General features: G+C 42.5%; 38 protein-coding genes. 35 read left to right on the top strand and 3 right to left on the bottom strand.

Going from position 1 to position 21,514, the window contains the following annotated elements:
* Positions 1-222 precede the first annotated feature (222 nt).
* The 35 genes from rpsJ (at position 223) to rpsI (ending at position 18,931) form a co-directional block, all read left to right on the top strand.
* A complete protein-coding gene (rpsJ, locus tag B5D59_RS13940; protein ID WP_040759929.1) occupies positions 223-531 on the top strand; it encodes a 30S ribosomal protein S10 in 309 nt (102 codons plus the stop codon).
* 36 nt (positions 532-567) lie between these two features.
* A complete protein-coding gene (gene rplC, locus B5D59_RS13935) occupies positions 568-1,197 on the top strand; it encodes a 50S ribosomal protein L3 (RefSeq protein ID WP_009499057.1) in 630 nt (209 codons plus the stop codon).
* Between the two features lie 25 nt (positions 1,198-1,222).
* Positions 1,223-1,846 carry a 50S ribosomal protein L4 gene (gene rplD / locus B5D59_RS13930; RefSeq protein ID WP_009499056.1) on the top strand — a complete coding sequence of 208 codons (624 nt, stop codon included), beginning with the start codon at positions 1,223-1,225 and terminating at the stop codon, positions 1,844-1,846.
* Positions 1,846-2,130, top strand: coding sequence for a 50S ribosomal protein L23 (gene rplW, locus B5D59_RS13925; RefSeq protein WP_009499055.1), 285 nt, complete (start codon positions 1,846-1,848; stop codon positions 2,128-2,130). The genes rplD and rplW overlap by 1 nt, the downstream gene beginning before the upstream one ends.
* A 32-nt stretch (positions 2,131-2,162) precedes the next feature.
* Entirely contained in the window at positions 2,163-2,993 is an 831-nt protein-coding gene (rplB, locus tag B5D59_RS13920; protein ID WP_040759928.1) for a 50S ribosomal protein L2, read from the top strand.
* 60 nt (positions 2,994-3,053) lie between these two features.
* Positions 3,054-3,332: a 30S ribosomal protein S19 gene (gene rpsS / locus B5D59_RS13915; RefSeq protein ID WP_009499053.1), complete on the top strand. Its 279-nt coding sequence runs from the start codon at positions 3,054-3,056 to the stop codon at positions 3,330-3,332.
* Positions 3,333-3,351: 19 nt separating this feature from the next.
* Positions 3,352-3,696, top strand: a complete 345-nt coding sequence (rplV, locus tag B5D59_RS13910; RefSeq protein ID WP_009499052.1) for a 50S ribosomal protein L22 — start codon at positions 3,352-3,354, stop codon at positions 3,694-3,696.
* Between the two features lie 3 nt (positions 3,697-3,699).
* Positions 3,700-4,356, top strand: coding sequence for a 30S ribosomal protein S3 (gene rpsC / locus B5D59_RS13905; protein ID WP_009499051.1), 657 nt, complete (start codon positions 3,700-3,702; stop codon positions 4,354-4,356).
* Positions 4,357-4,358: 2 nt separating this feature from the next.
* Complete coding sequence (rplP, locus tag B5D59_RS13900; protein ID WP_009499050.1) at positions 4,359-4,793, top strand: 50S ribosomal protein L16; 435 nt, start codon at positions 4,359-4,361, stop codon at positions 4,791-4,793.
* Positions 4,783-4,983, top strand: a complete 201-nt coding sequence (gene rpmC, locus B5D59_RS13895; protein ID WP_009499049.1) for a 50S ribosomal protein L29 — start codon at positions 4,783-4,785, stop codon at positions 4,981-4,983. The genes rplP and rpmC overlap by 11 nt, the downstream gene beginning before the upstream one ends.
* Positions 4,984-5,000: 17 nt before the next feature.
* Positions 5,001-5,264 carry a 30S ribosomal protein S17 gene (gene rpsQ / locus B5D59_RS13890; protein WP_040759927.1) on the top strand — a complete coding sequence of 88 codons (264 nt, stop codon included), beginning with the start codon at positions 5,001-5,003 and terminating at the stop codon, positions 5,262-5,264.
* 38 nt (positions 5,265-5,302) lie between these two features.
* Positions 5,303-5,671 carry a 50S ribosomal protein L14 gene (rplN, locus tag B5D59_RS13885; protein ID WP_009499047.1) on the top strand — a complete coding sequence of 123 codons (369 nt, stop codon included), beginning with the start codon at positions 5,303-5,305 and terminating at the stop codon, positions 5,669-5,671.
* Between the two features lie 35 nt (positions 5,672-5,706).
* Positions 5,707-6,018, top strand: a complete 312-nt coding sequence (gene rplX / locus B5D59_RS13880; protein ID WP_009499046.1) for a 50S ribosomal protein L24 — start codon at positions 5,707-5,709, stop codon at positions 6,016-6,018.
* A gap of 26 nt (positions 6,019-6,044) precedes the next feature.
* Positions 6,045-6,584 (top strand): 50S ribosomal protein L5, encoded by a 540-nt coding sequence (gene rplE / locus B5D59_RS13875; protein ID WP_009499045.1) that lies wholly within the window; start codon positions 6,045-6,047, stop codon positions 6,582-6,584.
* 20 nt (positions 6,585-6,604) lie between these two features.
* Positions 6,605-6,790: a 30S ribosomal protein S14 gene (gene rpsN, locus B5D59_RS13870; RefSeq protein ID WP_009499044.1), complete on the top strand. Its 186-nt coding sequence runs from the start codon at positions 6,605-6,607 to the stop codon at positions 6,788-6,790.
* A gap of 29 nt (positions 6,791-6,819) precedes the next feature.
* Positions 6,820-7,218, top strand: a complete 399-nt coding sequence (gene rpsH / locus B5D59_RS13865; RefSeq protein ID WP_009499043.1) for a 30S ribosomal protein S8 — start codon at positions 6,820-6,822, stop codon at positions 7,216-7,218.
* Positions 7,219-7,248: 30 nt separating this feature from the next.
* The gene (gene rplF / locus B5D59_RS13860; protein ID WP_009499042.1) at positions 7,249-7,788 is read left to right on the top strand and encodes a 50S ribosomal protein L6; all 540 of its coding nucleotides are present in this window, start codon (positions 7,249-7,251) and stop codon (positions 7,786-7,788) included.
* A gap of 33 nt (positions 7,789-7,821) precedes the next feature.
* Positions 7,822-8,184 carry a 50S ribosomal protein L18 gene (gene rplR, locus B5D59_RS13855; protein ID WP_078818360.1) on the top strand — a complete coding sequence of 121 codons (363 nt, stop codon included), beginning with the start codon at positions 7,822-7,824 and terminating at the stop codon, positions 8,182-8,184.
* A gap of 22 nt (positions 8,185-8,206) precedes the next feature.
* A complete protein-coding gene (gene rpsE / locus B5D59_RS13850) occupies positions 8,207-8,707 on the top strand; it encodes a 30S ribosomal protein S5 (protein WP_009499040.1) in 501 nt (166 codons plus the stop codon).
* 13 nt (positions 8,708-8,720) lie between these two features.
* A complete protein-coding gene (gene rpmD, locus B5D59_RS13845; protein ID WP_009499039.1) occupies positions 8,721-8,903 on the top strand; it encodes a 50S ribosomal protein L30 in 183 nt (60 codons plus the stop codon).
* A 32-nt stretch (positions 8,904-8,935) separates the two neighbouring features.
* A complete protein-coding gene (gene rplO, locus B5D59_RS13840) occupies positions 8,936-9,376 on the top strand; it encodes a 50S ribosomal protein L15 (RefSeq protein ID WP_009499038.1) in 441 nt (146 codons plus the stop codon).
* Positions 9,376-10,668 (top strand): preprotein translocase subunit SecY, encoded by a 1,293-nt coding sequence (secY, locus tag B5D59_RS13835; protein ID WP_009499037.1) that lies wholly within the window; start codon positions 9,376-9,378, stop codon positions 10,666-10,668. The genes rplO and secY overlap by 1 nt, the downstream gene beginning before the upstream one ends.
* 48 nt (positions 10,669-10,716) lie before the next feature.
* Complete coding sequence (locus B5D59_RS13830; RefSeq protein WP_009499036.1) at positions 10,717-11,370, top strand: adenylate kinase; 654 nt, start codon at positions 10,717-10,719, stop codon at positions 11,368-11,370.
* A 345-nt stretch (positions 11,371-11,715) separates the two neighbouring features.
* Positions 11,716-11,934 carry a translation initiation factor IF-1 gene (infA, locus tag B5D59_RS13825; RefSeq protein ID WP_040759924.1) on the top strand — a complete coding sequence of 73 codons (219 nt, stop codon included), beginning with the start codon at positions 11,716-11,718 and terminating at the stop codon, positions 11,932-11,934.
* Between the two features lie 39 nt (positions 11,935-11,973).
* On the top strand, positions 11,974-12,087 hold the full coding sequence (rpmJ, locus tag B5D59_RS13820) for a 50S ribosomal protein L36 (protein WP_076758849.1): 114 nt from the start codon (positions 11,974-11,976) through the stop codon (positions 12,085-12,087).
* Between the two features lie 24 nt (positions 12,088-12,111).
* Positions 12,112-12,477 carry a 30S ribosomal protein S13 gene (rpsM, locus tag B5D59_RS13815; RefSeq protein WP_009499032.1) on the top strand — a complete coding sequence of 122 codons (366 nt, stop codon included), beginning with the start codon at positions 12,112-12,114 and terminating at the stop codon, positions 12,475-12,477.
* A 25-nt stretch (positions 12,478-12,502) separates the two neighbouring features.
* The gene (rpsK, locus tag B5D59_RS13810; RefSeq protein WP_009499031.1) at positions 12,503-12,892 is read left to right on the top strand and encodes a 30S ribosomal protein S11; all 390 of its coding nucleotides are present in this window, start codon (positions 12,503-12,505) and stop codon (positions 12,890-12,892) included.
* A 124-nt stretch (positions 12,893-13,016) separates the two neighbouring features.
* Positions 13,017-13,961 (top strand): DNA-directed RNA polymerase subunit alpha, encoded by a 945-nt coding sequence (locus B5D59_RS13805; protein ID WP_009499030.1) that lies wholly within the window; start codon positions 13,017-13,019, stop codon positions 13,959-13,961.
* A gap of 31 nt (positions 13,962-13,992) precedes the next feature.
* Positions 13,993-14,373 carry a 50S ribosomal protein L17 gene (gene rplQ / locus B5D59_RS13800; RefSeq protein ID WP_009499029.1) on the top strand — a complete coding sequence of 127 codons (381 nt, stop codon included), beginning with the start codon at positions 13,993-13,995 and terminating at the stop codon, positions 14,371-14,373.
* Positions 14,374-14,665: 292 nt separating this feature from the next.
* Complete coding sequence (locus B5D59_RS13795) at positions 14,666-15,523, top strand: energy-coupling factor ABC transporter ATP-binding protein (RefSeq protein WP_078818359.1); 858 nt, start codon at positions 14,666-14,668, stop codon at positions 15,521-15,523.
* Positions 15,499-16,374, top strand: a complete 876-nt coding sequence (locus tag B5D59_RS13790; protein WP_078818358.1) for an energy-coupling factor ABC transporter ATP-binding protein — start codon at positions 15,499-15,501, stop codon at positions 16,372-16,374. Before B5D59_RS13795 ends, B5D59_RS13790 begins: the two co-directional genes overlap by 25 nt.
* Positions 16,368-17,165 carry an energy-coupling factor transporter transmembrane component T family protein gene (locus B5D59_RS13785; RefSeq protein WP_078818357.1) on the top strand — a complete coding sequence of 266 codons (798 nt, stop codon included), beginning with the start codon at positions 16,368-16,370 and terminating at the stop codon, positions 17,163-17,165. The genes B5D59_RS13790 and B5D59_RS13785 overlap by 7 nt, the downstream gene beginning before the upstream one ends.
* A gap of 5 nt (positions 17,166-17,170) precedes the next feature.
* On the top strand, positions 17,171-17,908 hold the full coding sequence (truA, locus tag B5D59_RS13780; protein WP_078818356.1) for a tRNA pseudouridine(38-40) synthase TruA: 738 nt from the start codon (positions 17,171-17,173) through the stop codon (positions 17,906-17,908).
* Between the two features lie 173 nt (positions 17,909-18,081).
* Positions 18,082-18,519 carry a 50S ribosomal protein L13 gene (rplM, locus tag B5D59_RS13775; RefSeq protein ID WP_009499024.1) on the top strand — a complete coding sequence of 146 codons (438 nt, stop codon included), beginning with the start codon at positions 18,082-18,084 and terminating at the stop codon, positions 18,517-18,519.
* Between the two features lie 19 nt (positions 18,520-18,538).
* A complete protein-coding gene (gene rpsI, locus B5D59_RS13770; protein ID WP_009499023.1) occupies positions 18,539-18,931 on the top strand; it encodes a 30S ribosomal protein S9 in 393 nt (130 codons plus the stop codon).
* A 68-nt stretch (positions 18,932-18,999) separates the two neighbouring features.
* Here the strand turns inward: rpsI and B5D59_RS13765 are convergent, their stop codons facing one another.
* The 3 genes from B5D59_RS13765 to B5D59_RS13755 all read right to left on the bottom strand — a co-directional run bounded on the left by B5D59_RS13765 (position 19,000) and on the right by B5D59_RS13755 (position 21,465).
* Positions 19,000-20,040 (bottom strand): tyrosine-type recombinase/integrase, encoded by a 1,041-nt coding sequence (locus B5D59_RS13765; protein ID WP_078818355.1) that lies wholly within the window; start codon positions 20,038-20,040, stop codon positions 19,000-19,002.
* 94 nt (positions 20,041-20,134) lie between these two features.
* Complete coding sequence (locus tag B5D59_RS13760; RefSeq protein WP_078818354.1) at positions 20,135-20,332, bottom strand: MerR family transcriptional regulator; 198 nt, start codon at positions 20,330-20,332, stop codon at positions 20,135-20,137.
* 26 nt (positions 20,333-20,358) lie between these two features.
* The gene (locus B5D59_RS13755; protein WP_078818353.1) at positions 20,359-21,465 is read right to left on the bottom strand and encodes a replication initiation factor domain-containing protein; all 1,107 of its coding nucleotides are present in this window, start codon (positions 21,463-21,465) and stop codon (positions 20,359-20,361) included.
* Between the last annotated feature and the right edge of the window lie 49 nt (positions 21,466-21,514).

Genomic DNA, 21,514 nt, shown 5'->3' with positions numbered 1-21,514 from the left:
TCTCGCTGTAAAACCTGTTAAAATAATAAACGGATTAAAAAATAGACTAATTTCTTCAAAAGGGTTGCGCGATCCTCTTAAGTTATGTATAATGTTGAATGTTGGTCTTTGACTGCGATGAAGCGAGAGGTTGCCGATACACCCGGCCGCTTTGCCATGGCGCGTGTATGGGAAATTTTCGTGGAGAATTGTCTAGAAAATAGGCGAAAGGGAGGGAAAGTAATGGCAAAACAAAAGATTCGTATTCGTTTGAAAGCTTATGATCACAGAATGTTGGATCAGTCAGCTGAGAAGATTGTTGAAACGGCTAAACGTTCTGGTGCAAGTGTTTCAGGTCCAATTCCGTTGCCAACTGAAAGATCAGTTTACACGGTATTGCGTTCAGTTCACATTTACAAAGATTCACGTGAGCAATTTGAAATGCGTACACACAAACGTTTAATCGATATCGTGAATCCGACTCCACAAACTGTGGATGCGTTAATGAAGCTTGATTTACCATCAGGCGTCGACATCGAAATCAAACTATAAAAAATAAAACAATGAATATTACAGGAGGTGTGACTAATGACCAAAGGAATCTTAGGAAGAAAAGTCGGTATGACGCAAGTATTTGCTGAAAACGGCGATTTAATCCCAGTAACAGTGATTGAAGCTGCTCCAAACGTTGTTCTTCAAAAGAAGACAGTTGATACAGACGGCTACGAATCAATCCAACTTGGATTTGACGATAAACGTGAAAAGCTTTCAAACAAGCCTGAGCAAGGCCACGTAGCAAAAGCAAACACGGCACCTAAGCGCTTCATTCGCGAAATTCGCGGAGCAGACGTTAGTGCATACGAAGTTGGTCAGGAAGTCAAAGTCGATACATTTGCAGCAGGCGATGTAGTAGACATTACAGGAGTATCAAAAGGTAAAGGATTCCAAGGTGTCATTAAGCGTCACGGTTTCTCACGTGGACCAATGACTCACGGATCTCGTTTCCACCGCGCACCAGGTTCTCTTGGAGCGGTTGATGGACAACGTGTATTCAAAGGGAAGAAACTACCTGGACGTACTGGTGGCAAAACAGTAACGATCCAAAACGTTGAAATCGTACGAGTTGACGAAGAACGCAACTTGTTGCTAGTAAAAGGTAACGTTCCTGGAGCTCGCAAATCACTTGTTCAAGTGAAAAGCGCAATTAAAGGGAACTGAGTAAAACAGGAAGGAGGAAATAGGAATGCCTAAAGTATCTGTAGTAAGTCAAACAGGTTCTGCAGTCGGCGACATCGAATTAAACGATGCGATTTTTGGAATCGAGCCGAACGAAGCAGTATTATATGAAGCAATCGTTCAACAACAAGCTTCTTTGCGCCAAGGTAACCATAAGGTTAAAACTCGCGCAGAAGTTGCAGGCGGCGGTCGTAAACCATGGCGCCAAAAAGGCACAGGCCGTGCACGTCAAGGTTCAATCAGATCACCACAATGGCGCGGGGGCGGTATCGTATTCGGTCCAACACCACGTAGCTATAGCTATAAAATGCCTAAGAAAGTTCGTCGTTTAGCACTTCTTTCTGCACTTTCAACGAAAGTTCGCGCAGAAGAACTAATCGTTGTGGACAACTTGGCGTTTGATGCACCAAAGACAAAAGGCTTTGTTAAAGTACTTGAAGATCTTTCAATTACAAAGAAAGCACTATTTGTTACAGCTGACCTGGAAGAAACAGTAGCTTTGTCTGCACGTAATATTCCTGGCGTTAGCGTAGTTACAGCGAACGGCATCAATGTTCTTGACCTAGTCGGACATGATCAACTCGTTATGACTAAAGCAGCAGTTGAAAAAGTAGAGGAGGTGCTTGGTTAATGGAAGCACGTGATATTTTGAAACGTCCGGTCATTACCGAGCGTTCTTCTGAGCAAATGGATCTTAGAAAATATACATTCGAAGTGGATACACGCGCGAACAAAACGCATGTTAAACAAGCTATCGAAGAAATTTTCGGTGTAGAAGTTGAAAAAGTAAACGTTCAGAACTACAAAGGTAAGTTCAAACGTATGGGGAAACATGCTGGCTATACAAACAAACGCCGCAAAGCGATTGTTACACTTACAGCTGATTCCAAAGATATCGAACTTTTTGAAATGTAATTAACGCACAAATAATGAAGGAGGGAACACAAATGGCGATCAAGAAGTACAAAGCTACCTCCAACGGGCGTCGTAACATGACTTCTTCTGATTTCTCTGAAATTACTACAGATAAACCAGAAAAATCATTGCTTGAACCAATCAAGCGTAACGGCGGACGTAACAACCAAGGTAGAATGACAGTTCGTCACCATGGTGGAGGACATAAGCGCCAATACCGCGTCATCGATTTCCAACGCCGGAAAGATGGCATACCAGGACGCGTTGCTACGATCGAATACGATCCAAACCGTTCTGCAAACATCGCATTAATCAATTATGCTGATGGAGAGAAAAAATATATCCTTGCACCAAAAGGATTGCAAGTAGGTTCCACAATCATGTCAGGGCCTGAAGCAGATATCCGTGTAGGGAATGCACTACCACTAGAAAACATTCCGATGGGTTCTACTATTCACAACATTGAAATGAAGCCAGGCAAGGGTGGACAACTTGTTCGTTCTGCAGGAACTTCAGCTCAACTACTTGGACGTGAAGGCAAATATGTCATCATTCGTCTACAATCAGGTGAAGTGCGTATGATTCTTTCTACTTGCCGTGCAACAATCGGTCAAGTCGGTAACGAACAGCACGAATTGATTAACATTGGTAAAGCAGGTCGTTCACGTTGGTTAGGCAAGCGTCCAACTGTTCGTGGATCTGTTATGAACCCTAACGATCACCCACACGGTGGTGGTGAAGGACGTACACCAATCGGCCGTCCGAGTCCTGTTACTCCTTGGGGTAAACCAACTCTTGGATACAAAACTCGTTCTAAGAACAATAAATCAGATAAACTTATCGTTCGCCGTCGTAAAAAATAATGTGATTGCACTGCGGTTCAGAAGATGGACCGTAGTACAAACTCGGAAGGAGGTTCCAGAATGGGCCGCAGCTTGAAAAAAGGACCTTTTGCAGATGACCATTTACTAAAAAAGGTTGACGCACAAAAAGATTCAGAAAAGAAACAGGTAATTAAAACTTGGTCACGCCGTTCAACAATCTTCCCGTCATTCATCGGTATGACGATTGCAGTATATGATGGACGCAAACATGTTCCTGTTTATGTAACAGAAGATATGGTAGGACACAAACTAGGTGAATTCGTACCTACGCGCACATACAAAGGCCATGGTGCCGACGATAAGAAAACAAAACGCTAATTGAGAGGAGGTTATCCTGATGCAACAAGCTAAAGCATCTGTACGCACAGTCCGTATTGCTCCTCGCAAAGTCCGTTTGGTCGTTGATCTTATTCGGGGCAAGAAAATCGGTGAAGCTGTCGCGATTCTACGACTTACGCCTAAAGCGGCATCTCCGGTTGTAGAAAAACTTTTGAAATCAGCGATTGCAAATGCTGAACACAATTACGAAATGAACACTGAAGACTTGATCGTCAGTGAAGTATTCGTAGATGAAGGACCAACAATGAAACGTTTCCGTCCACGTGCACAAGGTCGTGCAAGTGCGATTAACAAACGTACGAGCCACATCACGTTAGTGGTATCCGAAAAGAAGGAGGGGTAATTAGTGGGCCAAAAAGTACATCCTAATGGACTGCGTGTCGGTGTCATCCGTGACTGGGACTCAAAATGGTACGCGGAAAAAGATTATGCGTCCTTACTACACGAAGACTTAAAGATTCGTGAATATATTGAAAAGCGTCTTGTAGATGCATCAGTTTCTAAAGTTGAAATTGAGCGTGCTGCTAAGCGTGTAAACATTACAATCCACACTGCAAAGCCAGGTATGGTTATCGGTAAAGGTGGTTCCGAAGTCGAAGCACTTCGTAAACAACTTAACGAAATCACAGGCAAGCGTGTACACATCAATATCGTAGAAGTAAAACGTGCTGATTTGGATGCGAAACTAGTCGCAGAATCAATCGCTCGTCAATTGGAAAGCCGTGTATCTTTCCGTCGTGCACAAAAACAAGCAATTCAACGTACAATCCGTGCAGGCGCTAAAGGTATCAAAACACAAGTTTCTGGACGTCTCGGCGGTGCCGATATTGCGCGTGCAGAACACTATAGTGAAGGAACTGTCCCTCTTCATACATTACGTGCTGATATAGACTATGCACATGCTGAAGCTGATACTACTTATGGTAAGCTTGGCGTTAAAGTATGGATTTATCGTGGTGAAGTCCTTCCAGTCAAGAAGAACTCTGGGGAAGGAGGCAAATAATCATGTTAATGCCTAAACGTGTTAAACATCGTCGTGTATTCCGTGGGAAAATGCGTGGTGAAACAAAAGGTGGCGCTACTGTACAATTTGGTGAGTTTGGTCTTCAAGCTACAGAATCAGGTTGGATCACGAACCGTCAAATTGAATCTGCGCGTATCGCTATGACTCGTTATATGAAACGTGGCGGTAAAGTTTGGATCAATATTTTCCCGCATAAACCATATACTAAAAAGCCTCTAGAAGTCCGGATGGGTTCCGGTAAGGGTGCTGTAGAAGGCTGGGTTGCAGTTGTGAAGCCCGGTAGAGTAATGTTTGAAATTGCAGGTGTTCCAGAAGAGGTAGCTCGTGAAGCGCTTCGACTCGCATCGCACAAACTTCCTGTAACAAGCAAGTTTGTAAAACGTGAAGAAATTGGTGGTGAGTCTAATGAAAGCTAAAGAAATTCGTGACTTAACAACTGCAGAAATCGAGCAAAAAGTGAAATCACTGAAAGAAGAGCTTTTCAACCTTCGCTTCCAGTTAGCGACAGGTCAATTAGAAAACACTGCACGCATCCGTGAAGTACGCAAATCGATTGCGCGCATGAAAACTGTAATACGTCAAAGAGAAATCAGTGCAAATAACTGATGAAGGAGGTTGCAGCCATGACTGAGCGTAACCAGCGCAAAGTATACACAGGCCGTGTCGTTTCCGATAAAATGGATAAAACCGTTACGGTAATGGTAGAAACACATAAAAAACATTCTTTATACGGTAAGCGTGTAAAGTATTCTAAAAAGTTCAAAGCACATGATGAGCTAAACGAAGCGAAAATTGGCGATGTAGTTCGTATTATGGAAACTCGTCCATTATCCGCAACTAAGCGTTTCCGTCTTCTAGAAGTCGTTGAAAAAGCGGTCATCATCTAATCGGTTTTTAACTCAGATTTTGGAAGGAGGTAGCCTCGATGATTCAACAAGAAACTCGTATGAAAGTTGCTGACAACTCTGGTGCTCGTGAAGTACTTACGATCAAAGTGCTAGGTGGCACAGGCCGTAAAGTAGCTAATATCGGTGATATCGTTGTATGTACAGTGAAGAAAGCAACACCAGGTGGCGTTGTTAAGAAGGGTGACGTTGTAAAAGCGGTCATCGTTCGTACGAAAAGTGGAGTTCGTCGTAAAGACGGTTCTTACATTACGTTTGACGAAAATGCTTGCGTTATCATCCGTGATGACAAGGGACCACGTGGAACACGTATTTTCGGACCAGTTGCTCGCGAACTTCGTGACAGCAACTTCATGAAAATCATTTCACTCGCTCCAGAAGTTCTTTAATTCTAATGACAGAGCCAGTCAAGGAGGTGCGATAGATGCACGTTAAAAAAGGCGACAAAGTTATGGTGATCTCTGGTAAAGATAAAGGTAAAACAGGTGTGATCCTAACTGCTTATCCGAAAAAAGACCGTGTGCTTGTTGAAGGTATTAATATCGTCAAGAAACATACGAAACCGAACCAAGAAAACCCTCAAGGCGGAATTGTAAGCCAAGAAGCTGCTATTCATGTCTCAAACGTGATGGTCATCGATCCTAAATCAGGCGAGCCGACTCGTGTAGGTTATAAAGTGGAAGACGGTAAGAAAGTACGTATTGCGAAAAAATCCGGTGAAGCACTGGATAAGTAAGTAAGGCATGAAAGGAGGTCCGACTGATGAGTCGTTTGAAAGAGAAATTTACTAAAGAAATCACTCCTGCTCTTATGAGCAAGTTTGAATATACATCTGTAATGCAAGTCCCTAAAGTTGATAAAATCGTTATCAACATGGGTGTTGGTGATGCTGTTCAAAACGCGAAAGCACTTGACGCAGCTGTTGAAGATCTAACAATTATCTCAGGTCAAAAACCAGTCGTAACAAAAGCGAAGAAGTCTATCGCTGGTTTCCGTCTACGTGAAGGTATGCCGATCGGAGCAAAAGTAACGCTTCGCGGTGAACGCATGTATGAGTTTCTCGATAAATTAGTGTCTGTCTCACTACCACGTGTACGTGACTTCCGTGGCGTTTCTAAAAAAGCGTTCGATGGTCGCGGAAACTACACATTAGGTGTGAAAGAGCAACTTATTTTCCCTGAAATTGACTACGATAAAGTATCAAAAGTACGCGGAATGGACATCGTCATCGTGACGACTGCAAACACTGACGAAGAAGCACGTGAACTGCTTACACAGTGTGGCATGCCGTTCCAAAAGTAAAATAATAGGGAGGCGAAAACGTGGCTAAGAAATCAATGATCGCTAAACAGAAACGTACGCCAAAGTACAAAGTACAAGAATATACACGTTGCGAACGTTGTGGTCGCCCACATTCAGTATATCGCAAATTTAAACTTTGCCGTATTTGTTTCCGCGAACTTGCATATAAGGGACAAATTCCTGGCGTCAAAAAAGCCAGCTGGTAATCCCCTAATTAGGGAAGGAGGTTAATTCAATGACAATGAGTGATCCGATTGCAGATATGCTTACACGCATCCGTAACGCGAACATGGTTCGCCACGAGAAGCTTGAGGTACCTGCTTCAAACGTAAAGAAAGAAATCGCTGAAATCTTAAAACGAGAAGGTTTCGTTCGTGATGTGGAATACGTGGAAGATAACAAACAAGGCATCATCCGCATTTTCCTTAAATACGGCCAAGATAACGAGCGCGTAATCAACGGCTTGAAACGTATTTCTAAACCAGGACTTCGTGTGTATGCAAAATCAAATGAAGTACCTAAAGTGCTTAATGGCTTAGGTGTTGCACTAGTTTCTACATCAAACGGTGTAGTAACAGACAAAGAGGCCCGCGCTAAACAAATCGGTGGAGAAGTCGTCGCTTACGTTTGGTAATTTGCGACAAATGAATGGAGGTGCAATAGAATGTCCCGTATTGGTAATCGTCAGATCGAAGTTCCTGAAAACGTTACGGTAACAATTTCAGCTGATAACTTCGCAACTGTTAAAGGTCCGAAAGGTGAACTTTCAAGACAATTAGATCAAGAAATCACTATCAACCAGGAAGGTAATGTCATTACATTGACTCGTCCTTCTGATTCTAAAGATCATCGTTCAATCCACGGTACAACACGCTCTGTGCTTAACAACATGGTGGTTGGTGTATCAACTGGATTTGAACGCACGCTAGAATTGATCGGGGTTGGATATCGTGCACAAATGCAAGGTAAGAAACTTGTATTGAATGTTGGTTATTCACATCCTGTTGAATTCACACCAGAAGAAGGTGTAGAAGTTGAAGTGCCGGCGAACACGAAAATTATTGTCCGCGGCTACAACAAAGAACACGTAGGTGCTCTTGCTTCTAACATCCGTCAAGTACGTCCACCAGAGCCTTATAAAGGTAAAGGTATTCGATATGAAGGCGAAATCGTTCGTCGTAAAGAAGGTAAAACAGGTAAATAATACCGCCTGAGGTATTTGGAAGGAGTGACCACGATGATCACGAAACAAGATAAAAACGCTGTCCGTAAAAAGCGTCACGCACGTGTGCGTACGAAAATCAGCGGAACTGCAGAGCGTCCACGTCTAAACGTTTACCGTTCAAACAAACATATCTATGCACAATTGATTGACGACATGAATGGTGTAACAATCGTTAGTGCTTCTACAATGGATAAAGAAGTTGAGGCTGGATCTACAGGGAACGCTGCATCTGCAGCTAAAGTCGGCGAGCTTATTGCGAAAAAAGCTGTTGAAAAAGACGTCAAGTCGGTTGTTTTCGACCGTGGCGGATATCTTTTCCATGGCCGTGTTAAAGCTCTTGCTGATGCAGCACGCGAAAATGGACTGGAATTTTAATTAAGAAGGAGGGACATATTTCATGCGTCGTAATGATCAAAACAAAAGTGAGTTTGAAGAACGCGTAGTAACGATCAACCGAGTTGCGAAAGTGGTGAAAGGTGGACGTCGTTTCCGCTTTACTGCACTTGTCGTTGTCGGTGATAAAAACGGCCGTGTCGGTTTTGGAACTGGTAAAGCACAAGAAGTTCCAGACGCAATCCGTAAAGCGATTGAAGATGCGAAGAAAAACTTGATTGAAGTGCCAATGGTTAAAGGTACAACTCCACATGAAGTGCTAGGACGCTTTGGTGCAGGACAGATCCTTATCAAACCAGCTGCTCCAGGTACTGGAGTAATTGCGGGCGGACCAGTTCGTGCGGTACTTGAACTTGCAGGCATCACGGATATTCTTTCAAAATCTCTTGGATCAAGCACACCAATCAACATGGTACGTGCGACAATCGAAGGATTGCAGAATTTGAAACGCGCAGAAGATGTAGCAAAATTGCGTGGTAAATCCGTGGAAGAACTGTTAGGTTAAGGGGGGAAATACAATGGCGAACAAACTTGAAGTCACCCTTACGAAAAGTGTTATCGGTTCTAAGCCGACACAACGTAAAACAATTGAAGCGCTAGGTCTTCGAAAGTTAAATCAAACAGTTGAGCATCAAAACAATGATGCAATCCGTGGTATGATCACAAAGGTCAGTCACTTGGTAACCGTTAAGGAAATCTAAGTGTTATTTTAGAATAAGGAGGTGCCGATAAGATGAAATTACACGAGTTAAAACCAGCTGAGGGATCTCGTAGAAACCGTAAACGTATTGGTCGTGGGATTGGTTCTGGAACAGGTAAAACTTCCGGTAAAGGTCACAAAGGTCAAAACGCACGTTCAGGCGGCGGTGTACGTCTTGGTTTCGAAGGTGGACAAATTCCTCTTTTCCAACGACTTCCTAAGCGTGGGTTCACGAACATCAATCGTAAAGATTATGCGATCGTTAACCTTGACACATTAAATCGTTTCGAAGAAGGCACGGAAGTAACGCCGGAACTGCTAATTGAAACTGGAGTTGTTAGTAACGCAAAATCTGGTATCAAGATTCTTGGAAACGGAACACTTGAGAAAAAGATTACTGTTAAAGCTAATAAATTCTCCGCTTCTGCAAAAGAAGCAATCGAAAAAGCGGGCGGGCAAACTGAGGTGGTATAATGTTTCAGACAATCTCTAACTTCATGCGTGTGAAAGAGATCCGGTCTAAAATAATTTTTACCCTCCTAGTGCTCATCGTGTTTAGACTAGGGACATTTGTTCCGGTTCCAAACGTTGATGCAACTGCTTTACAACAATCAAATAACCAGTTTATCGGTTTTTTGAACACTTTCGGTGGAGGAGCACTTTCAAACTTTTCAATCTTCGCAATGGGGATCATGCCGTATATCACGGCTTCCATCATTGTGCAGTTATTGCAAATGGATGTTGTGCCGAAGTTTACTGAGTGGTCAAAACAAGGGGACGTTGGAAGACGTAAACTTGCACAGTTCACAAGATACTTCACAATTGTTCTGGCTTTTATCCAAGCAATTGCCATGTCCTTTGGTTTTAACCAAACGTTTGGTGGTCAGCTGATAGCGGATAATAGTGTGTCCACATATGTCGTAATTGCGATTGTGTTGACTGCAGGAACATCTTTCCTACTATGGCTTGGTGAACAAATTACTGCGAAAGGTGTCGGAAATGGTATTTCCATCATTATTTTTGCAGGGATTGTCGCCGGTATTCCGAATGCTGTAAACCAGTTGTATGTAACTCAAATCCAAGACGCTGGAGATGCACTATTTATCCGGATTGCAACGATGATATTACTGCTGATCGTAATCGTAGCGATTGTAGTTGGAGTTATTTACTTCCAAGAAGCTTTGCGGAAGATTCCGATTCAATATGCGAAACGCGTTTCAGGACGTAATCAGTCGGTTGCAAGCCAACAAACACATTTACCTTTGAAATTAAATGCTGCGGGTGTTATTCCAGTAATCTTTGCTGTGGCATTTTTCATCACACCACAACAAATCGCTCCATTTTTCGGTGAGAATAGTGTAACTAAAACAATCGTTCGGATTTTCGATTATACAAATCCGATCGGGATGATTTTATATGTAACACTCATTGTCGCGTTCACCTATTTCTATGCATTCATTCAAGTGAATCCGGAGAATATGGCTGAAAACCTGAAAAAACAAGGTGCGTATATTCCAGGAATTCGTCCGGGTGCAAATACTCAAAAGTATTTAACTAGTACTCTGTATAGACTGACATTCGTCGGCTCGATCTTCCTTGCCGTTGTTGCTGTCATGCCTATTTTCTTCATCAACTTGGCGAATCTGCCTCAATCCGCTCAAATCGGCGGAACGAGCTTGCTCATCGTAGTAGGGGTTGCCCTTGAAACAATGAAGCAATTGGAATCTCAGTTAGTGAAGAGACATTACAGAGGCTTTATGAAATAAAAAGCAATAGCCTGACCTATTGTGTAACTAAATGGAGGGCAAGGACGTATGAATATCGTATTAATGGGTCTGCCGGGTGCTGGTAAAGGTACGCAAGCAGATAAAATTGTCGAAAAGTACGGAATCCCTCATATTTCTACAGGCGATATGTTCCGTGCTGCCATCAAAGATGGCACGGAACTTGGAGTTAAAGCAAAATCGTTCATGGATCAAGGAGCATTGGTTCCTGATGAAGTTACTATTGGTATCGTACGTGAGCGGTTGAGCAAATCGGATTGTGACAAAGGTTTTCTTCTTGATGGATTTCCTAGAACAGTTGCTCAGGCAGAAGCATTAGATGCATTGCTTGAAGACTTAGGTAAGCAAATCGAGTATGTATTAGACATTGAAGTCGATACAGAAGAATTAGTTGCAAGATTATCTGGACGTCGTATTTGTAAAGTGTGCGGCACGTCCTATCACTTGATCTTCAACCCGCCAAAGGTAGAAGGTATTTGTGATAAAGACGGTGGCGAGCTTTACCAACGCGCAGATGACAATCCCGAGACTGTCATGAATCGTTTGGAAGTAAATATGAATCAGACAGCTCCTTTACTCGACTTTTATGGCGAAAAAGGTGTGCTGACAAAAATTAATGGTCAACAAGACATTGATCTTGTATTCAAGGATTTGGATACAGTATTGCAAGGAAACACGAAGTAATCAATCCTTTTCGGGCACAACTGCATCACTGTTCGGAAAGTAATGGTTGAAAACGAGCTGCAAAAGCATAGGGTGCCCGGTATAGGACAATGAGAGTTTTTCGATTGATTCTTCAGTAGTTCCTACATGCATTATCGCGTAAACCGCGTTATAATGTTTAATTGGTAACCGCTGTGAGAACAATAAAGGAACTCACTCGCAGAAATGCGAAACAGCGAAATGTGGCAGACGTCTTTCGAACATCACTCATGCAAACTGGACATATGTTGAAGGAAGCTTTTTGAAGGCGACTGATGCCGCTCGATGGTGAAAGCCTTTATTGGATATAGAAGGGAGACAGGATTGATGGCGAAGGACGACGTAATTGAGGTAGAAGGAACTGTTCTTGAAACGTTGCCAAATGCGATGTTTAAAGTGGAGTTGGAAAACGGACATACGGTGCTAGCACACGTATCAGGTAAAATTCGTATGCACTTTATTCGTATTCTGCCTGGCGACAAAGTGACAATGGAACTTTCGCCTTATGATTTGACACGTGGTCGTATCACATACCGTTTTAAATAAAACTTTTGCACTCCGGAATATTGAAGGAGGTTGGGTAGGATGAAAGTAAGACCATCTGTAAAACCGATCTGCGAAAAATGTAAAGTTATTCGTAGACGCGGCCGAGTAATGGTAATCTGTGAAAATCCAAAACACAAACAAAGACAAGGTTAAAACACAAGGAGGTGCACAACTTATATGGCACGTATTGCTGGTGTAGACGTTCCGCGCGATAAGCGCGTTGTCATTTCATTGACATATATTTTTGGAATCGGTAAAACAACTGCGAAAAATATTTTGAATGCAACTAACATATCTGAAGAGACACGAGTTCGTGATCTAACGGATGCAGAGCTTGACAAAATTCGTGAGGAAATTGACAGCTTGAAAGTAGAAGGGGATCTACGTCGTGAAACTTCTCTTAACATCAAGCGTTTGATGGAAATCGGTAGTAACCGTGGAATCCGTCACCGTCGTGGATTGCCTGTTCGTGGACAAAACACGAAAAACAATGCACGTACTCGTAAAGGTCCAAAACGTACAATCGCAAACAAGAAAAAATAATAGGTAAAGGAGGGCTCTTTCCAACATGGCACGTAAACAACAAACTCGTAAACGTCGTGTGAAAAAGAATATTGAAACTGGTATTGCACATATCCGTTCGACGTTCAATAATACTATCGTTACTATTACAGATAGCCACGGTAATGCACTTTCATGGTCTAGTGCTGGTGCACTTGGCTTCAGAGGTTCTCGTAAATCCACTCCATTTGCTGCACAAATGGCTGCTGAAACTGCAGCGAAAACAGCAATGGAACATGGTTTAAAATCATTGGAAGTAACAGTTAAAGGACCAGGTGCTGGTCGTGAAGCGGCTATCCGTTCACTACAAGCTGCAGGTCTTGAAGTTACTGCGATCAGAGACGTAACTCCGGTTCCGCACAATGGTTGCCGCCCGCCAAAACGTCGTCGCGTATAATCGGTTTGAATCTATTGGATTAAGAAAGACAATTTTTGTTAATACTGTTGAAATAGGATACCTATTATCAGTGAATTCAATATGGTTAAACCAATACAGAAGACGTTTTGAGGAGGGTAAATAAATGATCGAGATTGAGAAACCAAAGATTGAAACAGTTACGATCGGTGAAGATTCACAGTTTGGTAAGTTTATTATCGAACCGCTGGAGCGTGGATACGGAAACACCCTAGGGAATTCCTTGCGTCGCATACTCTTGTCTTCATTACCAGGAGCGGCTGTGACATCTATTCAAATCGATGGAGTGCTTCATGAATTCTCAACAATTGAAGGTGTCGTTGAAGACGTATCGACAGTTATTTTGAACGTGAAGAAGCTCGCTCTCAAGATTTACTCAGATGATGAGAAAGTTATTGAGATCGATGTGAAAGGTGAAGGCGTCGTGACGGCTGCGGATATCACACATGATAGTGATGTCGAAGTATTGAATCCAGATCTCCCGATTGCTACTCTCGGTAAAAATGGACATTTACGTATGCGTATGTATGCTGTACGTGGACGTGGATATGTTCCTTCCGATCAAAACAAACGTGAGGATCTAGCGATTGGTGTAATTCCGATCGACTCAATTTACACTCCAGTATCACGTGTTAATTTTCAAGTAGAGAACACTCGCGTCGGTCAAAGTACCAACTTTGATAAGTTGACACTCGATGTGTGGACAGATGGCAGCATCGGCCCTAAAGAAGCTGTTTCACTTGGAGCTAAAATTTTAACGGAACACTTAAATATATTCGTTGGTATGACTGACGAAGCACAAACTGCAGAAATCATGGTAGAGAAAGAAGAAGACCAAAAAGAGAAGGTTCTTGAGATGACGATTGAAGAACTTGACCTTTCTGTCCGATCTTATAACTGCTTGAAGCGTGCAGGCATCAATACCGTTTTGGAACTTGCGAACAAGTCCGAAGACGAAATGATGAAAGTGCGAAACCTAGGCCGCAAATCACTTGAAGAAGTGAAGGCTAAATTGGATGAGCTAAACCTTGAGTTACGCTCTGAAGAATAACTGACATATACTTGAAGGAGGGAAACTTCAAATGGGATACAGAAAACTTGGACGCACAAGTTCACAACGTAAAGCAATGCTACGCGACCTTACGACAGATTTAATCGTCCATGAGCGCATCCAAACAACTGAAGCGCGTGCGAAAGAATTGCGTTCAGTAGTAGAAAAGATGATTACTCTTGGTAAACGTGGAGATCTACATGCACGTCGTCAAGCTGCTGAATATATTCGTCGTGAAACGGTGACTGTTGAAAATGAAGAGGGCGAAGAAGCAACAGTGTTTGCACTTCAAAAACTCTTTGATACAGTGGCACCTCGTTATGCAGATCGCCAAGGCGGTTATACACGTATAATGAAAATGGGCCCTCGCCGCGGCGATGGTGCACCAGTAGTTATTATTGAATTGGTGTAATTCCATACACTTTGAGGGTGTGTCTGTCACGCACAGCCACACCCTTTTATCTTAATCTGGATTAAGCTTTTGGCTGATGTCACAGATTGGAACACATATTAGATTTATACGACTTAAAAGCTGAGTGTTATGATCAGCGAGCAATCGACTGGTCTAGCTCTACGTACCTCATCTGAGATGTCGGCATGAGCACCCGGCATTTACGTTATGAAAAGGCGCATTCCTTAGATGAGGTACGCGCTTTTTTTTTATACATAAGAATGGCATACACATAGCAAAAGGAGGAATCCGAATGAAGGAAATTGCATCGATGCATCATGTTACGTTTTCATATGACACGGAAGAGGAAGGTTCTTCGCTTATCCAAAATAAGGCGTTGGATGATGTGTCCTTCACTTTGTATGAAGGACAGTGGCTGGCAATTGTAGGTCATAATGGTTCAGGTAAATCTACGCTGGCTAAACTGCTGATCGGTTTAATGTTTCCTTCGTCAGGTGAAGTAAACCTCTTTTTGGAGTCGCTGTCTGAGGAGAATTTGTGGGAGATGCGTTCAAGGATGGGGATCGTTTTTCAAAATCCTGATAATCAATTCGTTGGTTCGACAGTGCAGGATGATGTGGCGTTTGCTCTGGAAAACAACGGCGTACCTCACGAGATGATGGTGAAACGAGTGTACGAAGCGCTCGAGCAAGTGAAGATGACGGATTATGTCAATCATGAGCCACATCATCTATCTGGCGGGCAAAAGCAGCGTGTGGCCATTGCAGGTGCCTTGGCATTGCGTCCGGAGCTGCTGATTTTGGATGAGGCGACTTCCATGCTAGATCCTCAAGGTAGAGAAGAAGTTATTGAGATTGTAAAGAAACTACGTGCGGAAATCGGGTTGACGGTTGTATCGATCACGCACGATTTAGAAGAAGTTTTGCTGGCAGATCGGGTTCTGGTGATGAATGAAGGGAAAGTACTCATGACGGGGACGCCGCAAGAAATATTTAAGCAAGAGACCGAGTTGGAGTCGATTGGACTCGACTTACCGTTTGCTCTGCGCATTTCGGAACTATTAAGAGCTGCGGGTGTCGAGCTGCAGGGTAACCATATGACAGAAGAAGAGTTGGTGAATGAATTGTGGACATTTCATTTCAGCAAGTAGGTTATTTATATGCGAAGGATTCCCCGTTTGAGAAGCGCGCATTGCAAAATGTTACAGCTACTATTCCTTCGGGATCCTATACTTCGATCATTGGGCATACAGGTTCGGGAAAATCGACACTTCTACTTCATTTGAATGGCCTTCTAAAACCATCGGAAGGCGTCGTGAAAATTGGAGATACGCTGATTACGTCTCAAACAAAGGGAAAGCAACTAAAGGATATTCGTCATCGAGTCGGTATTGTATTCCAGTTTCCTGAGCATCAGTTGTTTGAAGAAACAGTTGAAAAAGATATTATGTTCGGGCCACTCAATTTCGGTGTTCCTAAAGAAATTGCTCGTGATCGGGCGCATGAATTGGTGAGATTGTTGGGACTGCCTGAGGATGTCCTGCAGAAGTCGCCGTTTGAGCTGTCAGGCGGCCAAATGCGGCGTGTTGCAATTGCCGGGGTATTGGCATTCAAGCCATCGATACTCGTGTTAGATGAACCGACAGCAGGCTTAGATCCAAGGGGTCGTAAAGAAATCATGGAACTGTTTCATCGGTTGCATGAAACGGAGAATCTGACGACGATATTAGTGACGCATAGTATGGAAGACGCGGCACGCTATAGTGATCGGATTCTTGTCATGCATGAGGGTACATCGGTCATGGAAGGACCACCCGAAGAGATATTCGAGCAGGAGGAACAGCTACATTCATATAGGTTGGGTATTCCTCGTTCCGTTCATTTCCAGAGAAAAGTGGAAAATATGATTGGTCAGCGCTTTGGGCGTATAGCTTTGACGGAAGAGATGCTGGCACAGGAGCTGTCTGTTGCTATCGAAAGGAAGGGAGAGCGGCCATGTTAGAAAAAATGATCATTGGCCGTTATATTCCAGGCAATTCGATCGTCCATCGAATGGACCCGCGTTCGAAACTGCTTTTTGTCTTTCTATTCATCATTGCTGTATTTCTTGCAAATAATGTTGCATCATATGCAGTATTGCTAGGCTTTACAGTATTCGTTATAGCTTTGGCACGGATTCGTCCGTACTTTTTGGTCAATGGCTTAAAACCGGTCATCTTTTTGATTGCTTTCACGCTTTTACTGCATTTGTTCTTTACACGCGAAGGCGCCATCCTATTTGAATGGAAATTCATCAAAATTTATGAAGAAGGTTTGCGAATGGGGATTTTTATTTCTATCCGATTTTTGGTGTTAGTTTTAATCACTACGATACTGACACTGACTACTTCTCCAATATCGATTACCGATGGATTGGAAACGCTGCTGAATCCCTTCAAAAAGCTGAAGTTACCTGTGCATGAATTAGCTTTGATGATGTCAATTTCCTTGCGTTTCATTCCGACATTAATGGATGAGACAGATAAAATCTTAAAAGCCCAATTGGCAAGAGGCTCTGATTTGAGTACCGGCTCGATTAAAGAACGGGTGCAGGCAGTCATCCCGCTGCTGGTACCATTGTTTGTCAGTGCGTTCAAACGTGCAGAGGATTTGGCGGTCGCTATGGAAGTGCGCGGTTATCGTGGAGGCGAAGGGCGGACAAGATTCCGTCAGCTGTCCTGGCAAACGAGGGATACCGGTGTCCTGATTGCGTTTGTACTATTAGTGGCCGTGTTGGCTTGGGTAAGGAAGTGAATAGAATGAAACGGATGAAAGCAACGATTGCATATGACGGCACAAATTTTGCAGGCTATCAATCTCAGCCGAATATGCGAACAGTGCAATCCGAAATTGACAAAGCGTTGGTCAAATTGCATAAGGACGATTCAGTTTACTCGGTAGCAAGCGGACGGACCGATTCAGGTGTCCATGCGCTCGGGCAAGTCATTCATTTTGATACACCGCTGGACTTAGCAGACCGCTGGAAGATGGCTTTGAATGTATTGTTGCCGAAGGATGTGCGGGTAGTTCATGTAGAAGAAGTTGCTGATGATTTCCATGCGCGTTATGGGGCGACAGGTAAGACCTATGTATACAGATGGTCTTACAGTGAAGTGCAAAGTCCATTTGAACGGAATTTCGCAGTCCATTTAGGCAGATGGAATCCCAATGTAGAACGGATGCAAGAAGGAGCTCAGCATTTAATCGGGACTCACGATTTCACGAGCTTCTGTTCAGCGAAGACAGCTACAACAAACAAAGTCCGAACCATTCGGAAATTGTCGCTCGAGCGGCAAGGGGATCATCTTGTACTTGAAGTGGAAGGTGATGGGTTTCTTTACAATATGGTGCGTACAATTGCGGGTGTTTTGCTGGCGGTGGGCATTGGTTGGGACGAGCCTGAAGACGTCAGGAAAATACGTGACGCAAAAGATCGGAAAATGGCCGGTAAAACAGCGCCGGCACACGGTTTGTACCTTATGGAAGTGACCTATTGAGCTCATGGCAACTAATCCTGGCGTTTTCATAAAAATGCTTGACTTTAATTGGATTTCAGGTTAACATGATAAATGGTATTTCAATAACCCCACAATAAGCCCCGGAAAGTTTATTTGTGTTTAGGGATAGAGAAAACAACGGAACAGATTGATATTTTTAGGAGGATTACACTATGCGTACAACATTCATGGCTAAAGGTCACGAAGTAGAACGTAAATGGCTTGTTGTCGACGCTGAAGGACAAACGCTTGGACGTCTTGCTTCAGAAGTTGCATCACTTTTACGTGGTAAACATAAACCAACGTTCACACCACATGTTGATACAGGTGACCATGTCATCATCATCAATGCAGAGAAAATCGAATTAACAGGTAACAAATTGAAAGATAAAATTTACTACCGTCACTCAGGATATACAGGCAGCATCAAGCAGCGTACAGCTCTTGAAATGCGTACAAACTATCCTGTTAAAATGCTTGAACTTGCGATCAAAGGAATGCTTCCAAAAGGTCCTCTAGGTCGTCAAACAATTAAGAAACTACACGTATACGCTGGAGCAGAACATCAGCATGCAGCACAAAAACCAGAAGCATATGAGCTTCGCGGATAATTAAGAGGAGGAAACACACTTGGCACAAGTACAATATATCGGCACTGGCCGTCGTAAAAGTTCAGTAGCTCGTGTACGTCTAGTTCCCGGCGAAGGCAAAATCGTCGTTAACAATCGTGACGTAGAAGACTACGTACCATTCGAAACACTTCGTGAAATCATCAAACAACCATTAAATGTAACTGAAACACTTGGAAGCTACGATATCCATGTGAACGTTCACGGTGGTGGCTACACAGGTCAAGCAGGCGCAATCCGTCACGGCGTTGCACGTGCATTGCTTACTGTAGACCCTGATTTCCGTCCAGCACTTAAATCTGCAGGACTTCTAACGCGTGACCCACGTATGAAAGAACGTAAAAAATACGGTCTTCGTGGCGCTCGTCGTGCACCTCAGTTCTCAAAACGTTAATCAATTCCTTATTGCATCAACGTTTACAAAGGTTTTTTGGTTCAAGTTGGCGCAAATCAGCTTGAACCTCATAAAGAACTTAACAGAGTTAAAGCATCAGCATCTTGCTGGTGCTTTTTTTCTGGCATTAATTCCAGATAATAATTCTGTGTGGTTTGGATATTGACGTGTCCTAATCGTTTGGAGACATATACAAGATCAATGTTCTGTGCAAATAAAAATGATGCGTGAGTATCCCTTAAACCATGAAAAGTAGTTCTCTCAATGCTTAGCATTTCTAAAAGCTCTGCTAATTGTTCAGACTGTTTAAAGCCACCAAATCCAAATATATATCCGTTTTCTTTTACAGGTATTTGCTGAATCAGCTCATACACGTCTTTATTTATCGAAACATCACGTTTTGCATTTGGTGATTTAAGTGAGGTATCGACAGACGTCGGACTGATTGATTGTCTCACTTGTATACCGTGTTCGTATAGGTTCTCTGGGCGAATCCCCAGCAGTTCTCCGCGACGCATACCAGTTTCAAGGGCTACGAGTACAAGCAAGTTAAACTCGTCTTCTGGATGCTCTAGAACGTATTTACGGAGCTTCTTAAAGTCAGTGATGGATAGAGCTTTATTTCGTTTTGGTGGATTCACTCCGCGTGTTTTTAACAAGCCGGCAAAGTCGTTCGTAATATAGCCACGTGCATAAGCATCACGTAGTGCTGTTCTAATTTTCAAAAGAACTTCATGCGTAGTTTTTCGGGAGTGAGTTTCCGCGTATTCGTCAATTTTGCTTTGTACCACAATGTCATTCAGATCTTTCAACTGAATGTCTTTAAAAAGATTTCTGATTACTCCAAGTACCCGTGTGTAGTTCTGGAATGTTGTTTCTTTTACGTCTTTGATCTTCACTACATAAATCCAATTCTCGAAGAAGTCAGCAAAGGTAGTATTTCTGTGCGCAAGCTCCTTACCTCCGCCTTTTGCCAATTCCATTTCTAAACTCCAGAGTTGAGCTTCTTTCTTAGTCGGAAACGTCTTAGATATTTTACTGTGCTTACCGTGTTTATATAGGGAAATTTGCGCCCTGTAAGATTTCCCTCTTTTTATGATACTAGCCATGCTATCAATTCCTTTCGTGCGAATAGTTGATAGATGCTAGTTGAATACAATTGTATTGTATTCTGAAACTAGCATATTATCAACCAAAGGTGAATTATATAGACTGGTTTTCGATGAAGTTAATCAGTGATTTGATTGTGTAGCGTTCTTGTCTGCCAATCATGAATCGGCTAAGTGTGTCGTGTTGCCTGATGTATTTATCGAATGATTTTGGATCAAGACCTAGAAAGCGTGAAGCTTGTTCTCTAGTTAGCAAGTATGGGTAGTCTTGTACAATTGAATCTGCTCTCATATAGACAACATCTCCTTTTATGAAGTTTACTTAAACGGACAGCCTTGCATTTGGTACAGGACAGTATATTTGTTTAGCCATGCTATAACGTCATCATTTGGTTCGTAATTTTCAAATTCGTCATATAGAAAATTCATACATTTCTTTAATCCTTCATCTCCCCAGATACGCCAAACTTTAAATAGGTAGGGAAACAAACCAGACCCATTTAAAATGTGCTTCTGAGACTGCTCTAATAAATTCGTACGGGGAGAAGGTGAGCTGAACATAAATGATCTCTGCTTTAACAAATCAAGCATCTTTTTTGTATAGGTCGTTAACTTCTGTGATTTACTATAGTAGAACTGGTAACGATCGGTTAAGGCTGAAACTAATAAGTCTTTAAGCTCTGTATCATTAGTGATGTCCTGTATTCTATCTGATAAGTCATGTGCGTAGGGCCCTTTATAGACAGCTTCAAAGCGTACCCAGTCGTCATAATGAATTGCTTCATCGTATCGGACGCCCATAGTTTCTACCTGCTCTTTCTTTTTATCATAGACCCTTAATAAAGCTTTTATATTTTTTGCTTTAGAGCCTAGATAAAAAGTAGAGGTGATATTGTCTTTAGTTATTGCAGACAATACGGAATTGTTTTTTCTTCCAGCGGCAGTTTTAACAATCTGATTCTTTTTTGAAAGCTGATTATAAATTGTATTCACATTTAATTTTTCATTTATAAAATCGATTGCAATGTCGATTCTTGAAAGACGAGAGGTGTATAATGAACTTTTGTTTACGTTATTGACGAACTGGTGCAACTGCATAGTTGAGGTATATAGTGATTCATAGCTCTTTCTATATTGCATCCAAGCGTGTGCTGAAAACTTTATGCAAATGCCCATTTGTATAAAATCAGGATGATAAGCAATTGCTAAGTAATATGGAGCATTGTCACATACAAAACCAATCGAATAACCTTGCGGTAAAGAGTATGTCGTTTCTTTTAAATTACCTAGTACGGTTTCTAATTCAGATAGGGTGACAAACTCATTAATAATGTTGATCGCTATACTCTCCCAACCTTCTACATGACTGGGCTTTGTCGTTGATTGTAAGACTAGAGTAAACTCATCGACTTGAACATCTAGCAAAGGTCATCACTCCTTTCAAGTCACGAAACCTTGCCATATCAAGCATAGA

Source organism: Sporosarcina newyorkensis (genome assembly GCF_900167515.1).
In the GTDB taxonomy this organism is placed as follows: domain Bacteria; phylum Bacillota; class Bacilli; order Bacillales_A; family Planococcaceae; genus Sporosarcina; species Sporosarcina newyorkensis.
This window is presented reverse-complemented; position numbering and strand designations above follow the sequence as displayed.